The following is a 22,705-nucleotide window of genomic DNA, read 5'->3' on the forward strand; positions in this document are numbered from 1 at the left end:
AAAATTTATATTATACTAAAAAAGTGAAAAATAGAATGAGGTGATAGGATTGAAATTTGTTACTTTTAAGGATAGCACAGGAAGCGGCGTTGGTTTACTGGACGAGACCGGGACAAAGGTGCTTCCACTAAAAGCAGCTTTAGAAAAAATGGAAGACAAAAGTGAGTTGCCGGCGACTTTGAAGGAATGTATTGCTTTAGGGGATAAGTTCATTGATAAAGTACATAGTTTAACAGATTGGCTAAGCAGCAATCCTGCAAGGGAAGAACTCTTTCGCCCGCTCGCTTCCGTTGCATTGGAAGCGCCGATTCCCCGTCCGGATAAGAATATCTTTTGTGTAGGCAAGAATTATGCCGAGCATGCCATTGAGATGGGGAGCAAAGAAGATATTCCAGAGCACATAATGGTCTTTACGAAATCGCCAACAACGGTAATAGGACCTGATGCAACAGTCTTAAATCACAAGAATGTCACTGCAGAGCTTGATTATGAGGGAGAGCTCGCCGTTGTAATCGGAAAAAAAGGACGGGCGATTCCAAAGGAAAAAGCATGGGAACACATTTTTGGCTACACGATCATTAATGATGTGACAGCAAGGGATCTGCAGTCCCGCCATAAGCAATTTTTTATCGGTAAAAGCCTGGATGCCACGTGCCCGATGGGTCCATGGATTGTCCATTCCTCTGCTGTTGAAAACCCGAATCAGCTTGACATTCATACAAAGGTAAACGGAGAGATCAGACAAAGTTCAAATACTGAAAACTTTATCTTTCCAATCGATGAAATCATCTCGGTTCTGTCAAAAGGCATGACACTTGAGCCTGGAGATATTATTGCTACTGGCACTCCCGCAGGGGTAGGCAAGGGCTTTAAGCCTCCACGCTTTCTTAAGCCGGGAGATAAAGTGGAAATTACAGTAGAAAATATAGGAACTTTGACGAATTTTATAGAAAAATAAGGCTGTTTGCTCAAAGTTTGTTGCTATTCATATTATATTTCCTGAGTTGATTGTAGTGGAAGGTGCGAGATCCTCGAAAATGCATTCGCATTTTCTTCGTGCGGTGTTTACTCAAGGTAGCATATTCAAAGTCCTACGGGAGTAGCGGGACAGGTGAGACCCCGCAGACGCCCAGCGTCGAGGAGGCTCACCGCCCGCCCCGTGTTTCGCTGAGCATCCTGGAGCGGAAATCAACGGACAATATTGAAAAGCGAAAAACAACAATTTATACATAAAGAGCCAAAAATAAAAAGAAAGATGGCCTGTGTAAAAAACACAGGCTTTTAAGAATTTATTTTATAATTTTAGAATGTCAATGATATATATCACACTTTGTCATAAATAGTTCACAAATTTGCCTTTAGATAATCTTTTTCTGCATCTTAACTTTAGGAATTTCATAGCCAATATGGTATGATGATATCGAATTTACATTAGGAGGCACTGGAATGATACATGCCCATATAACAACATGGTTATTAGCACTTGTTCTATTTATTATTGCCCTTATAATGCATAAAAGCGGCAAACAAAAAGGTTTAAAAGTGGTCCACATGATCTTGAGATTATTTTATCTTCTGATCATTGGAACAGGAGTTTGGATCTTAAGCAGCCTTAACAGCATCGACCTTCTTTATGTGTTGAAGTCATTAGTAGGCATTTGGGTAATTGCTATGTTTGAAATGATTATCATCCGCACTGTCAAAGGGAAAAAAACCTCTATCTTATGGGGCCAGTTTATTGTTGCATTAATCCTGGTTCTATATTTAGGCTTTGTTAAATTGCCATTAACATTTATGACTTAAATATGGATATTTATAGAAAAGGCTGCCGAAAAGGCAGCTTTTTCTAATTTTGTCATGTCATGACTTCACTAAATATGGTAATTTAAAACTATATCTAACTATATGATAAAAAAATTAGAATCTGCAGTCTCAGCTGTATAAGGAGCAATCCTATCAGCGGGTCTAATGATCTTACTATGATGGTGGGTTTTTATGGCACAGACGATTACATGTTTATATAAGAATATTAGCGAGCTTAATAGTTTTATAGACTTGAATGAATTGACTGAATACCCGAATTTGCTTGTGCAGGTTTTTACAGGGACCCCTGAGAGCCTATTTATCGCGAAACTTCAAAAGGAACTGGCAGATAAGCTTCCACTTGCACATATAGCAGGCTGTTCAACCTCCGGTGAAATTCATGAAGGGCGCATTACGGAAAAACAAACAATCATTTGCTTTACTATTTTCGAAAAAACGGAATTAAAATCTTTCCTGTTAAACAGGAGCGATTTTAAAGACAGTTATGAAATGGGCAAAGCCCTGGCACGGGAACTTGCTATCTTTAATACCGCAGCTGTAATTATCTTTCCTGCAGGATTTGATGTCGATTCCACTGACCTCTTGGAGGGAATAAATGAAACCCAGCCAAACATGGTGATTTCCGGCGGCCTTGCCGGAGATAATGCTTTATTCCAGGAGGGTTTTTCTTTTACTCAAGATGGGATCACCAGCGATGGGCTTGTTGCAGTTGCCCTTCAAAGCGGCCATCTGTCAGTGCGTCATTTTGAAAATTATCAGTGGCAGGAGATTGGAAAAAGCTTTACTGTCACAAAGGCCGAAGGATCTATCATCTACTCCCTGGACGATAAGAGGCCTTTAACTATTCTAAAACGCTATTTGGGAGAGGCTTTTATTAAGGAACTGCCGAAATCAGGTACTGAATTCCCGTTCCTTTTACAGTACCGCGGAGAAAAAGTATCTGTTTTTATAATAAAATTACTTGAAAATGGTGCAATTAAAGTAAACAGAAGGGTTGAGGCAGGAGAAACACTTACGTTTGCTTATGCAAATCTGGAGGACATTATTGACCGGTCTTTACAGGAATTAAAACAGCTTGACCAGATTTCTCCTGAAAGCATATTTATATACAATTGCATGGCCAGGAAGCAATTTGCCAGAGACTTTACGGAAAAAGAACTGGCAATGTTCCAGAAAATAGCTCCGTCTAACGGCTTCTTCTCTTATGGAGAAATTTCCTGCCGTAAAGGCGGACTTCCGCAGATGATCGGACATTCTCTTACATACCTTGCTCTATCAGAAAATAGTGCTGAATCAAAGAAGGAACAGCAGAATGAATTTGTTTATGAAAAAACCGCCCAATTTAATACGATTACTTCATTAACTCATTTAATGCATGCTTCTCAGGATGATATTAAAGCATTAAACAGCAGCCTTAAAATGTCAGAACAATATTATAAGTCTCTATTTGATAATAATGCAAACTTTGTTTATTCAACTGATCTGAAGGGGAATTTCACTAGTGTCAACCCGGCATTTGAGAAAACCTTCGGGTACAGCCGGGAAGAAATAATCGGAAAAACAGCTCTTTCCTATGTGAGCGATCTGGATGTACAAAGAGTCCGGATGCACTTTTATCGGGCATTAAGGGGAAAGGAGCAATATTATAATGTTTATATTGATTCAAAAAACGGCGAGAAGAATCTCTTTCAGCTGAAAAATATTCCGATTACGGTTAACGGGGAATGTGTAGGCATTTATGGAATCGGCAGAAATATTACAGAACAGAAAAAAATTGAAGAGAAAATAACAGAACTGGCTTTTTTTGACCGGGATACAGGGCTGCCAAACAGAATGAAGTTTACAGAACAATTGGAAATGCAATTAAAGAGAGCCAGGAAGAAACAGAAGAAAATTGCCGTTCTTTCTATTGATATTGACCGCTTTAAAATCATAAATGACAGTCTAGGGCACTTTGCCGGGGATATGGTGTTAAAGGAAATTTCCGAAAGAATTGAGAGGGTTTTGCCTTCCGGTTCTTATTTGGGAAGGTTCAGCGGTGATAAGTTTACCCTGGTATTATCGAGGGAAGCAACCGTTGATAAAGTTATGAAAGCCTCCAAAAAGATATTAGATGAAATATCCCAACCTTTATTTCAGTCAGATCAGGAGTTTATTGTTACTGCGAGTATTGGTGTAAGCCTATATCCGGACGATGGATCGGATGAGCACATACTGCTGAAAAATGCGGATATTGCCACGAACCGATCCAAGCTTCAGGGAGGTAACAGGGTCACCTTTTTCTCGATGGAAATGAATGAACAGGCTATGGTTAGGCTTGAGCTGGAAAGCTACTTAAGAAAAGCTTTGCAGAAAAATGAATTTTATTTATGCTATCAGCCATTAATCGACCTTGAAACAGGCAATTTATACGGAAGCGAAGCTCTGATCCGCTGGAATCATCCAAAACTTGGCCTTGTTTCACCCGGTGAATTTATTCCTCTTGCAGAAGAAACTGGTCTAATTGCGGATATTGGCGGCTGGGTATTGAGGTCGGCTTGTCAGCAAAATAGGCGCTGGCAAATGCTCGGCTATGAATCTCTTTCCATTTCTGTGAATGTGTCAGCTTATCAATTCCAGCAGCCGGGATTTCTCCAGGAAGTTAAGATGGCATTGGAGCTCTCCGGTATGGAGCCGAAATATTTAACATTGGAGCTGACGGAAAGCACGATGCTGAGAAATGTTGAGCACAGTATACAAGTTATGCAGTCTCTGCAGGAAATCGGAGTCAAGGTATCCATTGATGATTTTGGAACCGGATACTCTTCTTTAAGTTATTTAAAGGACCTTCCAATCAATACATTAAAGATCGACCGGTCGTTTATCAATAACCTTCGATTAAATACATCTGATGTTGCTATTGTAAAAGCCATCATCACAATGGGACATGGACTTTCCGTTAAGGTGGTGGCTGAAGGGGTGGAAACACTGGAGCAGATTGAGCTTTTAAAGGAATTGAAATGCCATTATGCACAGGGCTTCTATATACATAAGCCGCTTATGACGAGAGATTTTGAGGAAGGTCTATCAAAATACGTTCAAACGCACAGCTAGCACCATAAAGAAACAGCAGCTTGCCATCAAAGGCAGGCTGCTGTTTCTTTATATTAATTCTGAAGTCAGATTATTGTCCAGCTCCAGTCGCTTTTCCGTTTTTTTCTATGAAGAAATCTTCTCAATTACCATTCTTTTTCCGCTGTTTAAGGTAAATTCAAATCGGTCACTCATTTTTTCATAATAGCAAAAGTGATGCTGCACATTGCATATATGATCCTGGTTATCAAAAACGATGAAGTTAACACCGCTTTTCCTGTCTTTATCATTAAAAAATGCGAGCTGGTTATAGCAGTAAATGCAGTCATAGACCGAAAATTGCATGGAATTTAGAGTGGTTACGAACTGGTAGAAGGCGTCATCATTCATTTCTTCCAATAATCTTTCGAGTGAGAAAACCAGATGCTTTCGAATCCGAATTGAATCCTGGTTCTTCAAGTGAAACGTTTCATCATCAAAAGCCACCTTGCCATCCTCGAATAAAATGCCCTTTTTCCAGCGTTTAAAGCGGAACACTTCCATTTCCTGATGGAGGAATTCGTCCAAGATGGATGCTTCATCTGTTTCGTGGTCAAAAAATACCCATTGATCATTGATATACTCTACAGTGCCTTCTGTAAAAGCACGGGATTGATATTCGATAAGCTTTGTTCGCTGCTGTCTATTCATATAAAACCTCCATTAACTTCCTCAACTTCTTTTTAGACAGTTTTGGCGATTTTTATAACCGCATGAATGTGGACAATTAACTTTTTTCTTGGCCCAGCATACAATAGCATCATGAAAAATGTGCCCATGCAATTCCGCTTTGAAAGGATGATGTAATATGTGTGGAATTACCGGCTGGATTGATTTCCAAAGGGATTTGAGAAAAGAAACGACTGCAATTGGCAAAATGGCGGATACGCTGGCAAAGCGGGGTCCAGATGAAACAAACATATGGACAGATGTGCATGCTGGATTGGGCCATAAAAGGTTAATCGTTGTAGACCCGGCAGGCGGAAAACAGCCAATGACTAGGGAAAAACGTCAAAACCGCTATACGATTTGCTATAATGGAGAGCTTTATAATACGGAAGATCTCCGTAAAGAACTCCTTATAAAAGGATATTCGTTTGAGGGCCATTCTGACACTGAGGTTTTGCTGACTTCTTATATAGAATGGGGAGAAAATTGCCTTCAATATTTGAATGGCATCTATGCTTTCGCAGTTTGGGATGAGAAGAAAGAACAATTATTTATTGGCAGGGATCGTTTAGGGGTAAAACCTTTATTTTATAAAGAAACGAAACATGGCTTTTTATTTGGATCTGAATTAAAAGCTATTTTAGCTCACCCTGAAGTTAAGGCAGAAGTCGGCAGGGAAGGTTTGGCTGAAGTCTTTGGACTGGGGCCATCACGATCTCCGGGATCGGGTGTTTTCAGAGGTATTGATGAATTAAGGCCAGCTCATGCGCTGATCTTTTCGAGAAATGGACTGAAGGCATGGCGTTATTGGAATGTGAAAAGTGCCCCACATGAGGATAATGTTGAGGAGACGGCTGAGAGAGTCAGAGACCTATTTACGGATGCAGTGACAAGGCAGCTGGTCTCGGATGTTCCGTTATGCACGTTCCTTTCCGGCGGAGTGGATTCCAGTGCGATTACAGCTATTGCTGCAAAAGCCTACGAAAAAGAGGGTAAGGGCCAACTGACCACTTATTCGATAGATTATGAGGGAAATGATCAGTATTTCAAGGCTAATGAGTTTCAGCCTAATTCAGATGGTGCATTTATACAGAAGATGTCCCAGACCTTTAATACGAAACATAACAGCAGTATAATCACCCAGAAGCAGCTGGCAGAGGATTTAATCGAATCTGTGCATGTAAGGGATCTTCCGGGTATGGCTGATGTTGATTCCTCCCTGCTATGGTTCTGCAGGGAAATAAAAAAGGATTTTGTTGTCAGTCTGTCAGGGGAATGTGCTGATGAAATATTTGGCGGCTATCCATGGTTCCATAGAGAGGAAGACTTGAAGAGGAAGGGATTCCCATGGATGAGGTCACTCGAAGCCCGGCATGACCTATTGAAAGAAAATTGGAGGAAGAAACTGAACCTTAAGGATTACGCTAGGGAAAAATATCTTCAGGCAATCTCCGAAACTCCTGCTTTAGACGGGGAGAACAGGGAGGATGCAAGCAGGAGAGAGCTTTTCTATATTAATATGATTTACTTTATGACGACCTTATTGGACCGTAAAGACAGAATGAGTATGGGGGCCAGCCTTGAAGTACGGGTGCCTTTTGCCGATCATCGGCTTGTGGAGTATGTGTGGAATATTCCGTGGGAGATCAAAATGCATGGAAACCGCGAAAAAGGAATCCTTCGCAAAGCACTTGAAGGCATACTGCCGAATGAAGTGTTATACAGAAAGAAAAGCCCTTATCCTAAAACGCATAATCCAGAATATACGGCTGCAGTCCAGAAGATGCTCAATGGATACCTCGAGGACCGCTCATCCGCACTGTATGAATTCTTTGACAGCAGCCAGCTGAGGGGTATTATTGAGTCGGGAGGTGACTCATTCCGGGAACCATGGTTTGGGCAGCTCATGACTGGTCCCCAGCTGTTAGCACACCTTGCACAGATCCATGTGTGGTTTAAGGATTATAATATAAATATTGCAGAATGAAAAAAGAAGCGGCAGCCGTAACTGCCGCTTTTGCTATGGAGTAAGTATGCAGCGGGCTGCAGAATTTATTGGTAAAATATATATATATAATTTTAAACTTCGATAACTGTCTAGCTCCAGCGCCTACCCCCTCGAGGTCACAAGCTTGTCTTGTTTCGGCTCCTAGGGACTCGGGGCATAAGCCGTTTCCTTTCAGAAGGAAAAACGCCTTCTTACAGGAACCGTCTTATGCCTGTCGTCCCTGAGCAGTCGCCTCCACATTTCGGGCAATCCACCCATAAAGGCAAAAAACGCCTTTCCGTGAGGCTCGTCTTGTGCTTGGGGCCCCCAGGACAAGGAAGGCTTCGTCAGCATAATCATCGCACGACCAAAAGCGACAGCTTTTGGGAGGATGGGGGTCATGCAGACGTTGCCACAGGACAAGGAAAGCTACGGCAGCGATACATCGCACGACCGAAAGCGGCAGCTTTTGGGAGGACGTGGCGTTCTTAGTCTGCGCTCCTTCGTGAGCAAGGCGCTTCCGCTTTTCTTATTTATACCGCTTTTGAAGACACGAATGATTTATTCACCCAAACTCTGGATCTCCAGCGCCATAACATAAGCAATCCTCTAAGCCATTCATCGGCAATAAAGGCGATCCAAATGCCGGCAAGACCCAGTCCAAAATGAATTCCCAGAACATAGGAAAGGGTAACGCTTACGCCCCACATGGAAAGGATCCCCATATAAACGGGGAACTTTACATCCCCGGCTGCACGCAGGGAGTTGATGACGACTAAATTAAACGATCTGCCTGGCTCCAGGAGGATGGTCAAAAGAATGAGAACACTGCCAACCTTTATGATATCTGGATTAGAAGTGAATATGCCCATCAATTTTTCTGAGAACAGGGAGAAAAGAACCGCAGTCCCGAATGAAATGATGATGGCTAAGCGCAGGCTTTTCATACATCTTTTATAGGCTCCTTCATAATCCTTTCCGCCTACCATATGGCCTATCAGGATTTGTGTGCCCTGGCTGATGGCGACACTGAACAGGAATATGAACATCATGATATTCTGCGTATAAACCTTTGCAGTTAAAGCCTCTGTTCCGAGAGCAGCGATGAATATCGTAATCACCATTTGCGATCCATTATAGGATAAATGCTCTCCCGCTGAAGGTATCCCGATTTTTAAAAGGTTTTTGATATGTACCTTTGGAAAGCGGAAAAGTAATCGGAATGGAAGTGCTTTATCCGTTCTTTTAAGCAGGACGGCGACAGCAGCTGCCAATCCGATCAATCTGCTGACGACAGTAGAGATGGCCACTCCTTCTACACCCAATACCGGAAAACCGAAAGGGCCGAAAATAAAAAAGTAATTGCCAATCACATTTAAAATGTTCATGCCGATTGTAATGTACATAACATCTCTTGTAAATCCGTAACTTCTGATGATGGCTCCAATTGTCATAATCAATGCCTGAACAAAGGAAAAGCCTCCAACAATGACTAAGTAGGCATTTGCCTGGCTCAATAGCTCCTCAGGCAAATCCATCATGCGGAGCAGCGGTTTGCCTGAAACAAATAAAATAATACTGAGGAATACCCCAAATACCAGGTTTGCCCCCAGGGAGACAGTTGAAATTTCAGCAGCCGTTTTATTATTTTTCGCGCCGAGATTTTGGGCAATTAGGATGGATGTCCCGGTCGCTACAAATCCAAACATGACGATTACAAGTGAAAGGATCTGATTTGACACCCCGACGGCAGCCACAGATTCATCCGAATATTGCGAAAGCATAAGCGTATCGGCATTCCCCATGAGCATGTGAAGCAATATTTCAATGAAAATCGGCCAGGTTAGAGCAAATAATGTCATTTTTTTCTGGTTCTTAGTCATGGTTATTCTCCCTATTTGAAATGATTTCATGTAAATAGGAGGGACCCACGACATATATAAACGAAAAAAGAAAAGCCTTAAGGTCTTGCCCTTAAAAACTTTTCCTTATTTCAATCAGGTTTCCTATTTAGTGAAGCTTTGCAGGGAAGGACAGGATTTCAAACCCCCAGCCATCAAGCTGAACTTTAAGGTTTTCCGCTTCAGCTGCAAATTCTTTGTCTGTAAGCATATTCGTTACCTTAACACCCTTAAGCGGATAAGGCAATACAAATTCCGCGCTTTCATCCGCAGGGTTGGCGAGTACTATAATTGTTTTTTCATCATCGTATTTTCGGTAGGCAACTATATTAGGATCTGTCTGAACGAATTCAAATTGACCTTCATTTGCGAGCAGCTTTTCTTCCTTCCGAACCTTAATAAGCTTTTGAATATGAGAAAACAATTCACGGTCCTGTTTTGCCTCATCCCATTCCATGCATTTTCTGCATCCGGGATCCATTACACCACTTAGTCCAATTTCATCTCCATAATATAGACATGGTGAACCCATAAAGGTGAATAAAAGTGTGTAAATTAGCTTTACCCTGTCTTTATTTTCTTCACATTCCGTTAAGATCCTCGGTGTATCATGGCTTCCAACCAGATTGAATGCAGATTCATAGACATTGGCAGGATAGCTGTGAATTTCAGCGGTCATATTATTGGCGAATTCACTGCCGGTTATGGATTTCTTTGCAATTAAGTTTAGCAGGTTGGTGGTAAAAGGATAATTCATGACAGCATCAAATTGGTCTCCGCGCAGCCATGGCATTGAATTGTGCCAGACTTCACCCAATATATAGAGGTCTGGTTTGATGTTTTTTACAGTCTGCCTGAATTCACGCCAGAACTGATGGTCAACTTCATTTGCCACATCCAGCCGCCAGCCGTCTATATCAAACTCTTCAATCCAGTATCTGGCCACTTTGAGCAAATATTTTTTCACCTCTGGATTTTTTGTATTCAGTTTTGGCATCTGCTCTACAAAAGCAAAGGTCTCATAATTAGGGTACTCCCCGCCTCTTAGAGGGAAACTATGCGGATGGAACCAATTTTTATAAGGTGATTTTTCTCCCTTCTCAAGCACATCCTGAAAGGGGGGGAAATAGTATCCGCTATGGTTGAAAACGGCATCTAGCATCACTTTAATATTCCGGTCATGGCATTCTTTTACCAGTCTCTTTAAAGTATCCTTCGAACCAAACTGGGGATCAATTTCCAGATAGTCTATTGTATCATATTTATGATTGGAAAATGCCTTAAAAACAGGTGTGAAATAGATGCCGGTAATGCCGAGTTCCACGAGATAGTCCAGATGTCCAATAACACCTTCAAAATCTCCGCCAAAAAAATTATCTTTAGATGGCTCCTCACTTCCCCAGGGAAGAACACCTTTGGGGTCATTGTCGGGATTTCCGTTAGCAAATCTTTCCGGGAAAATTTGATACCAGACCGTATCCTTCACCCAGGATGGGGCTTGAAATACTTCTTCAGGATGCAGGTAGGGAAAGTTGAAATAATAACCTGAATCAGCAGGAGCCTTCTCGTAAAAGCCTTTTTCAGTCAAAATCAATTCTTCTTCACCGGACTTTAAGTGAAATCCGTATCGGGATCTTCTAAATGGCGGGTTAATATAGGCATGCCAATAATCATAAATGCCATCAGAACCTGATTTCTGCATATCTGTTTTTTCGTACTGCCATTTCCCATCCGCCCATAAATACTGATCACCGTGCAGTAAAGTGACTTCAGAAATATCATCTTTCTTTGTTTGCAGTCTAATATGTAAGGTTTTCCTGCTGATAGGATAAACAAAATGATCAGCAGGGTAGTGTATGATGGCTGCCTTTTCCATTATAATTCCCCTTTCAAAGTGCAATCGCTTGCATTATACCATAGGAATGGAGCAAAAATGTATAGTATATATTCGAGTATTTTTAATATATTTTCTTCATTCAAAAATAATTTAGAAAAAAGTAGTTGTAAAAGCCCAGAAACCTTGTATAATAAAAATTAGAAATTGTGCAATCGTTTTCATTAAGCGGTTTCATTGAATTATAGTTTAAGTGAACGCTGATTTTTTTAGAAATAGATTAAAGCGTTTACAATTTTGTGCAAACGGTTGTACTATTTACATTAAGCAACAGATCTATTTAAGGGGGCAATATCATGAAAAAGTCACTATCTTTCTTTATGATGCTGGTATTAGTAATAGGAATGCTGGCAGCTTGCGGTCCTCAGCGTGAGGCACAGCCGGAAAATACAGATAAAGATAACGGCACAGGTGAAAACCAGGCTGAAGAGCCAAAACCGGAAAAATTAGTAGTTTGGGAAGACACAGATAAAGGCGTAGCATTAAAGCCTGCTATTGAGTCTTTTGAAAAAGAATATGGAATTAAAGTTGAATTCAAAGAATTAGGCATGGCTGATAAAATCCGTGACCAGTTAAGACTTGATGGACCTGCAGGAAATGCACCTGACGTTGTTACATTGCCTCATGACCAAATTGGACAGGTTGTAACGGAAGGTCTTCTTCAGGAAATCAAGGTTGATGACAGCGTTCTTGATACTTTCACAGAATCATCCATCAGTGCTCAAATGTATGACGGAAAACTATATGGTCTTCCAAAAGCAACCGAAACACCAGTTTTCATCTATAATAAAGCATTAATGGAAAAAGCTCCTGAAACAATGGATGAGCTTTATACTCAAGCTAAAGAATTAACAACTGGCGGACAGTATGGATTCCTGGCTTTATTCGATAACTTCTATTTCGCTCACGGCCCTATCGCCGGCATGGGTGGATATGTTTTCAATGAAAATGACGGAGCATTAGACCGTGAAGATGTTGGTTTAAATAACGAAGGTGCTGTTGAAGGTGCTGAGTTTATTCAAAAATGGTACAGTGAAGGCTTATTCCCTAAAGGAATTATCGGGGAAAGCGGAGGAGCTGCAATGGATGGCCTATTCAATGAAGGAAAAGCTGCTTCTGTAATGAATGGTCCATGGGCACTTCAAGGAATGAAGGATGCAGGGATCGATGTTGGTGTATCTGTAATGCCTAAGCTTCCTAACGGTGAGCCTGTTAAGACATTTATGGGTGTTAAGGGATGGAATGTAACTGCATTCACTAAAAACCCTTACTGGGCAACAAAGTTAGTTGAACATATTACAAACGAAGAAAACGCAAAAATCCGTTTTGAGACAACTCAGGAAATCCCTCCTGTAAAATCTCTTATTGAAGATCCGGTAATCGCAGACAATGAAGCTGCAAAAGCAGTTGCTGAGCAATCTCAATACGCTGTTCCAATGCCAAACATTCCTGAAATGGCTGAAGTTTGGGGACCAATGGCCTCTGCACTTCAAACAATTGCAACAGGTAAAGCGGAGCCAAAAGCAGCGCTTGATGATGCAGTTAAAACGATCAAAACAAATATTGAAACAAATCACCCTGCCAAGTAAAGCTTGACAGACAAAAGGGCGGTACCTCTGAGGAGGTATTGCCCATACTTTTATGTAATGATTGCCTGGAGCCAGATAGGTCTCTGCTTCAAATGAATACTTTCGAACCTTTAAGCAGAAGCGGCAGAAAGCCGCTTTCATGTTCCTCTTAAGAGCAACCGTTTGCACAAAAACAATCGCTAATATTCTTATAAATGAATTATACTAATAGAAAAATACTTTCTCCTATAAGAAAGGGGAGGCAATAGCCGTATGGACGCAAAAAAAATGACATCCAACCATGGAAGAAATGCTGCTCTATTATCCATCCTGCCTGGATTTGGACAGTTTTATAATAAACAGTTCCTTAAAGGTGCCATATTTTTAATTCTTACCGTTTCTTTCTTTGCAGCATTCTTTGACACACTGAATTGGGGTTTCTGGGGACTTTTCACACTAGGGGAAATTCCAGTTCTGGACCATTCGATTTTTCTTTTGATCGATGGAATTATTGCATTGATCGTAACAGCATTGGGGCTGATCATTTATGCCTTTAATATTTATGATGCTTATAATAACGGGAAAAAACGTGATTTGGGACTGGAATTAAACAGTGTCAGAGAACAGTACCACAATCTCCTTGATAATGGTTTCCCATACTTAATGATCTCACCCGGGTTTTTTCTTTTGGTGTTCGTTGTTATTTTTCCCATCTTATTCGTAGTTCTTCTTGCGTTTACTAACTATGATCTATACCATTCTCCACCTGCAAAGCTGGTAGATTGGATTGGCATTCAGAACTTTATCGATATCTTTAAACTGGATTTATGGAGAAAAACCTTCTTTGGCGTAATGGGCTGGACAATAGTCTGGACTTTTGTAGCTACGACTCTGCAGGTAGCTCTGGGTATTTTCCTGGCAATTCTCGTTAACCAGAAGGATCTTAAAGGGAAAGCGATTATCCGTACAATTTTCATTCTCCCTTGGGCAGTTCCTTCATTTATCTCGATACTGATTTTCTCAGGAATGTTCAATGAAACATTCGGTGTGGTTAATAAAACAATTCTAGATGCAATTGGCATCGGTGCCGTTCCATGGATGACTGAGGAAAATTGGACGCGTTTAGCTTTAATTTTCATCCAGTCCTGGCTTGGATTCCCGTTCATTTTTGCCATGACAACAGGTGTGCTGCAGTCTATTCCGGATGAGCTTTATGAAGCTGCAACTGTTGATGGTGCAACGATTCTGCAGAAATTCACAAAGATTACTCTGCCGTTGGTTTTGTTTGCAACGGCACCGATTATCATTACTCAGTATACGTTCAACTTCAATAACTTTAATGTTATCTTCTTGTTTAATGGCGGCGGACCGGCTATTCCGGGCCAAAATGCCGGCGGTTCGGATATTCTTATATCCTGGATTTATAAACTGACTATGACTTCTGCCCAGTATGGCAAAGCAGCTGCAGTTACCATGATTCTGTCGCTTATCGTCATCACTGTAGCACTATGGCAGTTTAGAAGAACAAAATCATTCCAAGAAGAGGATTTGATGTAGATATGAGCATGAAGAAAAATAAAATGATCCGGCTGACACTTTCATATGTAATCATTGCCTTAATGAGCTTTATTGTCATTTATCCGCTTTTGTGGGTAGTAGGCTCATCATTAAATCCGGGCCAGAGTTTGTCGGGATCAACTATGTTTCCTGAAAATCCCACCTTGGCCCATTATAAATACCTATTTGATTTAGAGAAGTCCAATTATGTTAAATGGTATTGGAATTCATTGAAAATAAGTACGCTGACCATGATACTTACGGTTATTACAGTATCATTGACTGCCTATTCGTTTTCACGTTACCGTTTTATCGGGCGGAAAAATGGTTTATTAACGTTCCTGGTACTGCAAATGATACCTAACTTTGCAGCCCTGATCGCCATTTTTGTATTAGCGACAAGAACTGGTTTAATTGATACACATCTTGGATTGATCCTGGTGTATGTAGGCGGCCAGATCCCTATGAATACATGGCTGATGAAAGGCTATCTCGATACGATTCCGAAAGAACTTGATGAATCTGCGAAAATGGATGGTGCAAGCCATCTTCGTGTTTTCTGGCAAATTGTTATGCCGCTTGCAAAACCAATTGTAGCGGTAGTTGCGCTATTTTCATTCATTGCTCCTTTTGGTGATTTCATCCTTGCCAGAATTTTATTAAGAACAGATGAAAAGTTCACAATGGCAGTAGGATTGTATGAAATGGTTGCCAAGCAATTTGGAAATGAATTTACAAAGTTTGCAGCCGGCTCGGTTTTAATAGCGATTCCGATTGCTGCACTTTTCCTCATGTTCCAAAAATACTTTGTATCAGGTTTGACGGCAGGGGGAACAAAAGGCTAATCTTAAAGGGCTGAAACTTTACTGGCCGCTGCAGGCTGCGAACTGATTGGAGTCTCGGAGCGGCTTGAAAAATGAAGGAGGAGCGGCGATGAAAAAAGGAATCATAACCTTCATCTTAATCCCGTTTCTTCTTTTTTATGCCCTGCCGGCAGGAGCAGCTGAAAAAGAAGAGCGCAAATGGCAAGATGAAACAATTTATTTTTTAATGGTTGACCGATTTAGCAATGGAGATCCAGACAATGACTTTAAAGTTGATGTTCAGGACCCAAAGGCTTATCATGGCGGAGATTTCAAGGGAATTACTGAACGCCTTGATTATATTAAGGATATGGGGTTTACAGCAATTTGGCTGACTCCGGTTTTTGATAATGAAGAGAAAGGCTATCACGGTTACTGGATAAAAGATTTTTATAATACGGAAGAACACTTTGGCACAATGGATGAGTTCAAAGAGCTAGTCAAAGAAGCCCACAAAAGAGATATGAAAGTGATATTGGACTTCGTAGTGAACCATGTAGGCTACAATCACGATTGGGTTAATGATCCTGAAAAAAAAGATTGGTTCCATGAAAAAAAGGATATCGCGAACTGGTCGGATCAAACTGAAATTGAAAATGGCTGGATTTATGGGCTCCCTGATTTAAATCAGGAAAACCCTGATGTGAAAAACTATTTAATGGATGCAGCAAAGTGGTGGATCGAAGAAACGGATATTGACGGTTATCGCCTTGATACCGTTAAGCATGTTCCAAAATCTTTCTGGACCGACTTCTCTAAAAATGTCAAATCAGTCAAAGAAGACTTTTATTTGCTTGGGGAAGTATGGTCGGATGATCCCAAATACATTGCCCAATATGAAAAAACAGGGATAGACGGCTTTGTTGATTATCCTTTAAATGACCATCTGAGAACCGCCTTTGCAGAACCTGATAAACCGTTAAGCTGGCTTTTTACAAACTGGGATCGAAATAAAGCATTTTATGAAAATCCCTATCTAATGGGAACCTTCATGGATAATCACGATACTGTCAGGTTCACCCGTGATGCTATCACAAAAAATCATCATCCGGGACCAAGATGGAAGCTTGCATTAACATACATGTATACCTCACCTGGGATCCCGATTGTTTATTATGGAAGTGAAATAGCTATGGATGGCGGTGAAGATCCTGATAACCGCAGGCAAATGGATTTCCGTACAGACAAAGAGTTGATAGATTATATTACAAAACTCGGGGAAGTAAGGGGATTACTGCCATCTCTAACGAGAGGCGACATGGAACTGCTGGAGGAAAAGGACGGTTTTGCTGTTTATAAACGGACATTCGATGATGAAACAACGGTAATTGCAATCAATAATTCAACAAAGACACAGAAAGCGGTTCTTGATTCCTCACAATTGGAAGAAGAAAGAGAGCTCCGCGGCATGATTTCTAATGATCTTATCCGCAGTAAAGACGATAAATATGAGTTGATTATTGATCGGGAAGAAGCTGAAGTATATGTTCTGAAAGAAAAGTCAGGATTGAATATTCCGCTAATTGGAGCACTGGCGGCAGTTTATTCAGCTTTTATGATTTTTCTCTATCTTTTATGGAAGCGGTCCAAAAAGAAGAGATCAGAGTAATTTTATTTTTAATTGCCTCCCTTCTTCCTAATCCTGTTAACAGTTTAAAAATGAAAAGAAAATCAAACCTGTTTTGATTATAATAATAATAACAGAGACCTCAAGGAGAGGGTGATTCTATTGGCAGTCACAATTAAAGATGTTGCAAAGATGGCAAAAGTCGCGCCTTCTACTGTTTCAAGGGTTATTGCCAACAATCCTCGCATCAGCGAGAAAACCAAGCAAAAAGTCAGAGAGGCGATGGAACAATTAGGATACCATCCGAATTTTATTGCCCGCAGTCTTGCAAGCCAGTCAACGCGCGCAATTGGACTGATAATGCCGAGTTCCACAGATGTTGTATTTCAGAATCCATTCTTCCCTACTGTACTTAGAGGTCTGAGTGAGGGTGCCCATGAAAGGCATTATGCCCTCCATATGACAACCGGAAAAACGGATGATGAAATCTATGAAGGCGTCATCCAGATGGTACAGGGCGGCCGGGTAGATGGAGTAATTTTGCTCTATTCAAAAGTGGAGGACAAAGTCCTTGCCTTCTTAAAGGAAAGAGATTTCCCGTTTGTTGTTATAGGCAAGCCTTTTTCAGACGAAGAAGAAATCACTTACGTGGATAATAATAATTTCCGTGCAGCCAAAGAAGTAACGGAATACTTGATTAAGCTTGGCCATAACCAAATTGCGTTTGTTGGCGGAAACTTGAATCTAACCGTTACAGTTGAACGGCTGCTTGGCTATGAAAAAGCATTAAGGGATGCTGGCATAGAGCTGGTAAATGAATATATTGTTCATGAGGAATTCTTAAAAGAAGGTGGCCAGGAAGCTGTCAGAGGACTCGTTTCCCTGAAAAAACCTCCAACTGCCCTTGTGGTTGCCGACGACTTAATGGCATTGGGTGTCCTGAATACGTTGGATGAATTGGGTATAAGAGTTCCTGAAGATATGTCTATCATCAGCTTTAATAATGTGCTTTTGGCTGAAATGTCCAGGCCTCCCCTAACTTCTGTCGATATCAATATATTCGATCTGGGGTTTGAATCTGCACGAAGCCTCATATACAGAATTGAAAACCCGAGGGAGCCTGTAAAGCGAATTATTATTCCCCATAAAATTGTAAAACGCTGCTCATGCAGCAGTCCGAATACTGAAGAACCACAGATTGTATCATAAAAAAAGGGAAGCCTCTGGCAGGCTTCCCTTTCGTTTACCCATTTACAATTGTGCCGCCATTGACATGGATCATCTGGCCGCTCACATAAGATGAATCATCACTGGCAAGATAGACATAGGCCGGAGCCAATTCATAAGGCTGTCCTGCTCTGCCTATTGGGGTATTTGATCCAAATTTTGATACCTTATCGGCTGAGAATGTAGATGGAATAAGCGGTGTCCAAATAGGTCCCGGAGCCACTCCATTTACGCGAATTCCCTGTCCAGCCAGCGATTTGGCCAATGAGCGTGTGAAGGAGACTATCGCACCTTTTGTAGAAGAGTAGTCGATTAGCTGTTCGTTTCCTTCATAAGCGGTTATAGATGCAGTATTGATGATGGAGCTTCCTTTTTTCAGGTGTGGCAGTACTGCCTTTGTCAGATGGAAAAATGAAAAGATGTTTGTTCGGAATGTTTTTTCAAGCTGTTCAGCAGTGATATCAAGCAGACTTTTTTGAGGGTGCTGCTCGGCTGCATTATTCACCAGTACATCGATTTGACCAAATTTATCAAGTGTCTTTCTGACTGCATCCTTACAGAATGTTTCGCTTCCGATATCACCGGAAATCAGCAGGCATTCCTGTCCCTCAGCCTGAATGGCCTCTTTAGTCTTTTCTGCGTCTTCATGTTCTTCCAGATAGACAATCGCTACGCTGGCTCCTTCTTTGGCAAAATAAATGGCGGCTGATTTACCGATGCCGCTGTCTCCGCCTGTTATTAAAACAACTTTTCCTTTTAATTTATCAGATCCTTTATAATTTGGATCCACCGTTTGGGGCTCAGGCTGCATTGGCGCCTCTGTCCCGGGCTGATGATCTTGATGCTGAGGCGGAAATTCCTGTGGATTGTTTTGAGTATTAGACATTACTAAATCCCTCCAAATCATTAATACTCTTTTAATTCCATTTTATTATGATGAAAAAACATGGAAATTATTTGCATCTCTCTTATATAATGGATTTAAAAAGAGTGGGGGAACAGGAATTGCAGATTCGATCAGCTGCCAAAAGTGATGCGGAAGCCATTCTCGCTCATTGCCGGAAGGCTTTTGGAGAAACAGATTTTTTAATGACCGAGGCGGATGAGTTTAATTTAACAATTGCAGAAGAAGAAGCGTGGATTGAACGGAGCATTAGAACTGGGGATCTTATTTTAGTAGCGGAAGTTGACAACGAAGTGGTTGGAATGCTGAACTTTCGGCGGTCAAAAAGCAAAAAAGTGAACCATCTGGGTTATTTCGGCATCACCATACAGGAGAAGCATTGCAACCAGGGGCTGGGAAGCAAAATGCTTAAACAATTCCTGGAATGGGCGGAAGAAGAACCTGGTCTGGAAAAAATATGTCTTGAGGTTTTTGCATATAATCAAAGGGCTATCCACCTTTACAGGCAATTCGGATTTCAGGAGGAAGGCCGCAAAGTCAAACATATAAAAAGAAAAGATGGGACCTATGCAGATGAACTATTAATGTATAAATTTGTTAAATAGCTGCAGCGTGAATGGATAAAGTGAAACTTCAATCAGTGGGGGTTTTCCTTATCCCCCACTGATTGTTAGTCGCGTTCTAGTGTCGCTAAGATCTCCGCTAGCGCTTCGATCAATCGACACTACGAACCCGATTGGTTCAACTAAGCCTCTGCCTGCGCGTCGGCAAGTTTCACTGTATCTCACCAATCGGGCCTTTACGGGCAGTTTGACCCCCACTTATCCTCCTTTGATTCCTCTGAGTCTTGAAGTGGGGGTCTTACTGCCCGTTAGACTGCGATAAACTAAACAAACAAAAAAGCAAACGGAGTTTTCCGTTTGCTTTTTTTAGCGATAGTTAACAAATTGAACATCAACTGTCAAATCTGCCTCTTTAACAGCAGCAATAATCTTCTGCAGGTCATCGCGGTTTTTGCCGGTTACACGTACCTGATCATCCTGAACCTGGCTCTTCACCTTTAATCCGCTGTTTTTAATCAGGGTATTAATCTTCTTGGCATTTTCTTTATCAATGCCCTGGACAAGCTTTGCTCTTTGGCGGACCGTTCCGCCTGATGCTCCCTCAATCTTGCTGTAATCAAGATTTTTTACAGGAATGCCCCGTTTAATTAACTTGCCTAATAAAACATCCTTAAGCTGGTCAAGCTTAAATTCATCATCAGATAGAAGCACAAGCTCCTCTTTATCCAGCTTTATATCACTTTTGCTGCCTTTAAAGTCATAGCGGGTGGAAATTTCCTTCATGGCAATATTAATGGCATTGGTTACTTCAGAAAAGTCAACTTTAGATACAATATCAAATGAGCTTTCTTTAGACATGACAGCCTCCTTGGCGATTACAATTTAAGTTTCACTTCTTGTCCTTATTATAGTAAAATATAGCAGTTCAAACAACTTTAGGAGTTATGTGATCTTTTTTGGGAAAGATTTAATATAATGAATATTTGCTGTTTACTGCTGAGAAGGAGGAAAAGAGATGGCTATAGAAGAGAATTTGGGCCGTGCTGTTAAGCTGATCGTTTCAAGGGAAGCAGCATTTGGCTATTTTTTGACAGATGGAGAGGAGGATGTTCTTCTTCATCAGAATGAGACGGATGAAAAGCTCGAAGAAGGGCAGGAGGTTGAGGCTTTCCTTTACATGGACTCACAGGGAAGAATCGCAGCAACAACTGTCATTCCCGAGGTTCAGGCGGGTACATATGGATGGGCACATGTAAGCGATGTTAAGCCCGGCATCGGTGTATTTATCAATATTGGCATTCAGAAAGACATGCTCCTTGGGGAGGAGGATCTTCCTGTCCATGAAGCTGTGTGGCCGATTGAAGGAGATAGATTATATATTACACTCCGGGTAAATAAGAATAACAGAATTTATGTGAAAATGGCTACTGATCCTGTCATTACCGATATTTCAATTAAAGCATCCAAAAGTGACTTTAATAAAAATATTCACGGACATATTTATAGAACCGCAAAGGTTGGAAGCTGGATTTATACAGCTGAGGGCTTTAAAGGGTTTATCCATGAATCCCAGCGAAAAAGAGAGCCCCGTCTTGGAGAGAAAGTGGAAGGCCGCATAGTTGATGTGAAAGAAGATGGGACCGTGAATGTTTCTCTTATTCCAAGAAAGCATGAAGCACTTGATGATGATTCCGAAAAAATCATCTCTTATCTTGAAAGCCGAAGCGGTGCGATGCCATATGGCGATAAAAGTGCCCCGGAAGATATCCAGGAGCGTTTTCAGTTAAGCAAAGCTTCTTTTAAAAGAGCTTTGGGCCGGCTTATGAAGGAAGGCAGGATTTATCAGGAAGAAGGATGGACATATATTAAGAAAGACTAATCAACTGCAAAAAATAATAAAACGGACAAGCCAATGCTTGCCCGTTTTATTATTAAAGATGATCTGTCTTTTTCGAATATTGGTTTTTCCCGGCTTTGCGGTTTTTCTCGCGCATCATATTTTTTTCGTGGAGAAGCGCATTATTGTCTTTCGCTTTCTTATCATTATCGGAAGTATGCGGCATAATAAAAATACTCCTTTCATACTGATGGGTTTAGCCTTCAGGAATATAACTGAAGTACAGTCATATTGTCTGTCAGAATGAAATGGAGTATGTATCCTGCACTTATGGTTTAAATTTGCTTAAAGTAGAATATCGCTATAGAACCTGGGCCTGTATGAGCCCCGATTGCTGAGCCAATGGAAGTAATATAGACTTCTTTGGCATTAAGCTCGTCCAGTATCAGCTTTTTCATTTCAAGAGCTGTGTCTTCATCATCAGCATGGCTGATGCCGACAGTCTGCATCTCAAAGGAAGTCCTATTTTCTTTCATCAGCTCAATAATGCGGCGAAGCAGCTTTTTCTTGCCGCGCAGTTTCTCAATCGGCACAAGTTTGCCATCTTCTACTGTTAAAAGAGGTTTAATATTCAAAAGTCCGCCCAAAAAAGCCGAGGCTTTCGAAACGCGGCCGCCTTTTGCGAGGTATTCAAGATCATTTACCGTAAATAAGCTCTCGAGGTTTCGGCAGCGAAATTCGATTACTTTCTGGAGGTCTTCCTTGGATGCGCCTGATTGCGCTGCAGCAGCAGCAGCCTTCACAATTAATCCATATCCCAATGAAGCAGCCTTGGAATCGATGATGCTTAATTGGAAATCGGGATATTTCTCTTTTACTTGCTCCAGGATCATGACAGCGGTCTGGTATGTACCCGAAAGTTCGGAGGAAAAAGCAATATAAATGCCGTTTTCATTGTTTTCTGCCATTTTATTGAACGTCTCTTCAAAAAGAAGAGGGGATACCTGAGATGTTTTAGGCATTTGGCCTTCCCGTATAGCTCTATAAACATCCTTAGGTTCTATGGTGACTAAATCTTCATATTCTCCATCATTCAGTTGGACCTGTAACGGGAAAAGTGTGACGCCATGTTCTTTATAAAAGCTAAGCGGCAAGTCACACGCACTGTCAGCTAGAATTTTTACTGACATTATCTTTCACCTGCTTTCAAACTATATGAATTAAGTTTATAGA

The 22,705-nt window shown here is 41.1% G+C and carries 18 protein-coding genes; 11 read left to right on the forward strand and 7 right to left on the reverse strand.

Annotation, left to right across the window (positions count from 1 at the left end):
• Positions 1–49: 49 nt before the first annotated feature.
• The 3 genes from NAF01_RS06940 to NAF01_RS06950 all read left to right on the forward strand — a co-directional run bounded on the left by NAF01_RS06940 (position 50) and on the right by NAF01_RS06950 (position 4,917).
• On the forward strand, positions 50–958 hold the full coding sequence (locus NAF01_RS06940) for a fumarylacetoacetate hydrolase family protein (protein WP_250802011.1): 909 nt from the start codon (positions 50–52) through the stop codon (positions 956–958).
• A 488-nt stretch (positions 959–1,446) separates the two neighbouring features.
• Positions 1,447–1,803 carry a YisL family protein gene (locus NAF01_RS06945; protein ID WP_048008484.1) on the forward strand — a complete coding sequence of 119 codons (357 nt, stop codon included), beginning with the start codon at positions 1,447–1,449 and terminating at the stop codon, positions 1,801–1,803.
• Between the two features lie 192 nt (positions 1,804–1,995).
• Positions 1,996–4,917, forward strand: a complete 2,922-nt coding sequence (locus tag NAF01_RS06950; protein WP_250802012.1) for an EAL domain-containing protein — start codon at positions 1,996–1,998, stop codon at positions 4,915–4,917.
• 105 nt (positions 4,918–5,022) lie between these two features.
• Here NAF01_RS06950 and NAF01_RS06955 read toward each other — a convergent pair whose 3' ends face one another.
• Positions 5,023–5,586, reverse strand: a complete 564-nt coding sequence (locus tag NAF01_RS06955; RefSeq protein WP_048008486.1) for a DUF2777 domain-containing protein — start codon at positions 5,584–5,586, stop codon at positions 5,023–5,025.
• A 157-nt stretch (positions 5,587–5,743) separates the two neighbouring features.
• Here NAF01_RS06955 and asnB point away from each other — a divergent pair, with 157 nt between their 5' ends.
• A complete protein-coding gene (asnB, locus tag NAF01_RS06960) occupies positions 5,744–7,591 on the forward strand; it encodes an asparagine synthase (glutamine-hydrolyzing) (RefSeq protein WP_197245449.1) in 1,848 nt (615 codons plus the stop codon).
• 533 nt (positions 7,592–8,124) lie between these two features.
• Here the strand turns inward: asnB and NAF01_RS06965 are convergent.
• Both NAF01_RS06965 and NAF01_RS06970 read right to left on the reverse strand, forming a co-directional pair.
• Positions 8,125–9,474 (reverse strand): MATE family efflux transporter, encoded by a 1,350-nt coding sequence (locus tag NAF01_RS06965; protein ID WP_197245451.1) that lies wholly within the window; start codon positions 9,472–9,474, stop codon positions 8,125–8,127.
• Between the two features lie 127 nt (positions 9,475–9,601).
• Positions 9,602–11,368, reverse strand: coding sequence for an alpha-glycosidase (locus NAF01_RS06970; protein ID WP_197214621.1), 1,767 nt, complete (start codon positions 11,366–11,368; stop codon positions 9,602–9,604).
• Positions 11,369–11,682: 314 nt separating this feature from the next.
• Here NAF01_RS06970 and NAF01_RS06975 point away from each other — a divergent pair, with 314 nt between their 5' ends.
• The 5 genes from NAF01_RS06975 to NAF01_RS06995 all read left to right on the forward strand — a co-directional run bounded on the left by NAF01_RS06975 (position 11,683) and on the right by NAF01_RS06995 (position 18,150).
• Positions 11,683–12,975: an extracellular solute-binding protein gene (locus tag NAF01_RS06975; protein ID WP_048008491.1), complete on the forward strand. Its 1,293-nt coding sequence runs from the start codon at positions 11,683–11,685 to the stop codon at positions 12,973–12,975.
• A 252-nt stretch (positions 12,976–13,227) separates the two neighbouring features.
• Positions 13,228–14,511, forward strand: a complete 1,284-nt coding sequence (locus tag NAF01_RS06980) for a carbohydrate ABC transporter permease (protein ID WP_048008492.1) — start codon at positions 13,228–13,230, stop codon at positions 14,509–14,511.
• Positions 14,512–14,513: 2 nt separating this feature from the next.
• On the forward strand, positions 14,514–15,356 hold the full coding sequence (locus tag NAF01_RS06985; RefSeq protein ID WP_048008493.1) for a sugar ABC transporter permease: 843 nt from the start codon (positions 14,514–14,516) through the stop codon (positions 15,354–15,356).
• A gap of 88 nt (positions 15,357–15,444) precedes the next feature.
• On the forward strand, positions 15,445–16,983 hold the full coding sequence (locus tag NAF01_RS06990; protein WP_250802013.1) for an alpha-amylase family glycosyl hydrolase: 1,539 nt from the start codon (positions 15,445–15,447) through the stop codon (positions 16,981–16,983).
• A 120-nt stretch (positions 16,984–17,103) separates the two neighbouring features.
• Positions 17,104–18,150 (forward strand): LacI family DNA-binding transcriptional regulator, encoded by a 1,047-nt coding sequence (locus tag NAF01_RS06995; RefSeq protein WP_048008495.1) that lies wholly within the window; start codon positions 17,104–17,106, stop codon positions 18,148–18,150.
• 34 nt (positions 18,151–18,184) lie between these two features.
• Here the strand turns inward: NAF01_RS06995 and NAF01_RS07000 are convergent, their stop codons facing one another.
• A complete protein-coding gene (locus NAF01_RS07000) occupies positions 18,185–19,054 on the reverse strand; it encodes an SDR family oxidoreductase (protein ID WP_048008496.1) in 870 nt (289 codons plus the stop codon).
• Positions 19,055–19,173: 119 nt separating this feature from the next.
• On the opposite strand from NAF01_RS07000, the gene NAF01_RS07005 reads away from it, so the two are divergent.
• Positions 19,174–19,677, forward strand: a complete 504-nt coding sequence (locus NAF01_RS07005; protein WP_250802014.1) for a GNAT family N-acetyltransferase — start codon at positions 19,174–19,176, stop codon at positions 19,675–19,677.
• Positions 19,678–20,001: 324 nt separating this feature from the next.
• Here NAF01_RS07005 and NAF01_RS07010 read toward each other — a convergent pair whose 3' ends face one another.
• A complete protein-coding gene (locus tag NAF01_RS07010) occupies positions 20,002–20,493 on the reverse strand; it encodes a YajQ family cyclic di-GMP-binding protein (RefSeq protein WP_035327116.1) in 492 nt (163 codons plus the stop codon).
• Between the two features lie 157 nt (positions 20,494–20,650).
• On the opposite strand from NAF01_RS07010, the gene NAF01_RS07015 reads away from it, so the two are divergent.
• Entirely contained in the window at positions 20,651–21,514 is an 864-nt protein-coding gene (locus NAF01_RS07015; RefSeq protein WP_048011905.1) for a CvfB family protein, read from the forward strand.
• Between the two features lie 52 nt (positions 21,515–21,566).
• Here the strand turns inward: NAF01_RS07015 and NAF01_RS07020 are convergent, their stop codons facing one another.
• Both NAF01_RS07020 and NAF01_RS07025 read right to left on the reverse strand, forming a co-directional pair.
• On the reverse strand, positions 21,567–21,698 hold the full coding sequence (locus NAF01_RS07020; RefSeq protein ID WP_009331260.1) for a DUF3941 domain-containing protein: 132 nt from the start codon (positions 21,696–21,698) through the stop codon (positions 21,567–21,569).
• Between the two features lie 109 nt (positions 21,699–21,807).
• Positions 21,808–22,662, reverse strand: a complete 855-nt coding sequence (locus NAF01_RS07025) for a DegV family protein (RefSeq protein ID WP_250802015.1) — start codon at positions 22,660–22,662, stop codon at positions 21,808–21,810.
• Positions 22,663–22,705: the final 43 nt, after the last annotated feature.

The organism is Cytobacillus firmus (assembly GCF_023657595.1).
GTDB lineage: Bacteria > Bacillota > Bacilli > Bacillales > Cytobacillaceae > Cytobacillus > Cytobacillus firmus_B.

Coding starts and splice junctions, on each gene's coding strand:
- NAF01_RS06945 (WP_048008484.1), top strand. CDS start 1,447: ATGATACATGCCCATATAACAACATGGTTATTAGCACTTGTTCTATTT.
- NAF01_RS06950 (WP_250802012.1), top strand. CDS start 1,996: ATGGCACAGACGATTACATGTTTATATAAGAATATTAGCGAGCTTAAT.
- NAF01_RS06955 (WP_048008486.1), bottom strand. CDS start 5,586: ATGAATAGACAGCAGCGAACAAAGCTTATCGAATATCAATCCCGTGCT.
- asnB (WP_197245449.1), top strand. CDS start 5,744: ATGTGTGGAATTACCGGCTGGATTGATTTCCAAAGGGATTTGAGAAAA.
- NAF01_RS06965 (WP_197245451.1), bottom strand. CDS start 9,474: ATGACTAAGAACCAGAAAAAAATGACATTATTTGCTCTAACCTGGCCG.
- NAF01_RS06970 (WP_197214621.1), bottom strand. CDS start 11,368: ATGGAAAAGGCAGCCATCATACACTACCCTGCTGATCATTTTGTTTAT.
- NAF01_RS06975 (WP_048008491.1), top strand. CDS start 11,683: ATGAAAAAGTCACTATCTTTCTTTATGATGCTGGTATTAGTAATAGGA.
- NAF01_RS06980 (WP_048008492.1), top strand. CDS start 13,228: ATGGACGCAAAAAAAATGACATCCAACCATGGAAGAAATGCTGCTCTA.
- NAF01_RS06985 (WP_048008493.1), top strand. CDS start 14,514: ATGAGCATGAAGAAAAATAAAATGATCCGGCTGACACTTTCATATGTA.
- NAF01_RS06990 (WP_250802013.1), top strand. CDS start 15,445: ATGAAAAAAGGAATCATAACCTTCATCTTAATCCCGTTTCTTCTTTTT.
- NAF01_RS07000 (WP_048008496.1), bottom strand. CDS start 19,054: ATGTCTAATACTCAAAACAATCCACAGGAATTTCCGCCTCAGCATCAA.
- NAF01_RS07010 (WP_035327116.1), bottom strand. CDS start 20,493: ATGTCTAAAGAAAGCTCATTTGATATTGTATCTAAAGTTGACTTTTCT.
- NAF01_RS07015 (WP_048011905.1), top strand. CDS start 20,651: ATGGCTATAGAAGAGAATTTGGGCCGTGCTGTTAAGCTGATCGTTTCA.
- NAF01_RS07020 (WP_009331260.1), bottom strand. CDS start 21,698: ATGCCGCATACTTCCGATAATGATAAGAAAGCGAAAGACAATAATGCG.
- NAF01_RS07025 (WP_250802015.1), bottom strand. CDS start 22,662: ATGTCAGTAAAAATTCTAGCTGACAGTGCGTGTGACTTGCCGCTTAGC.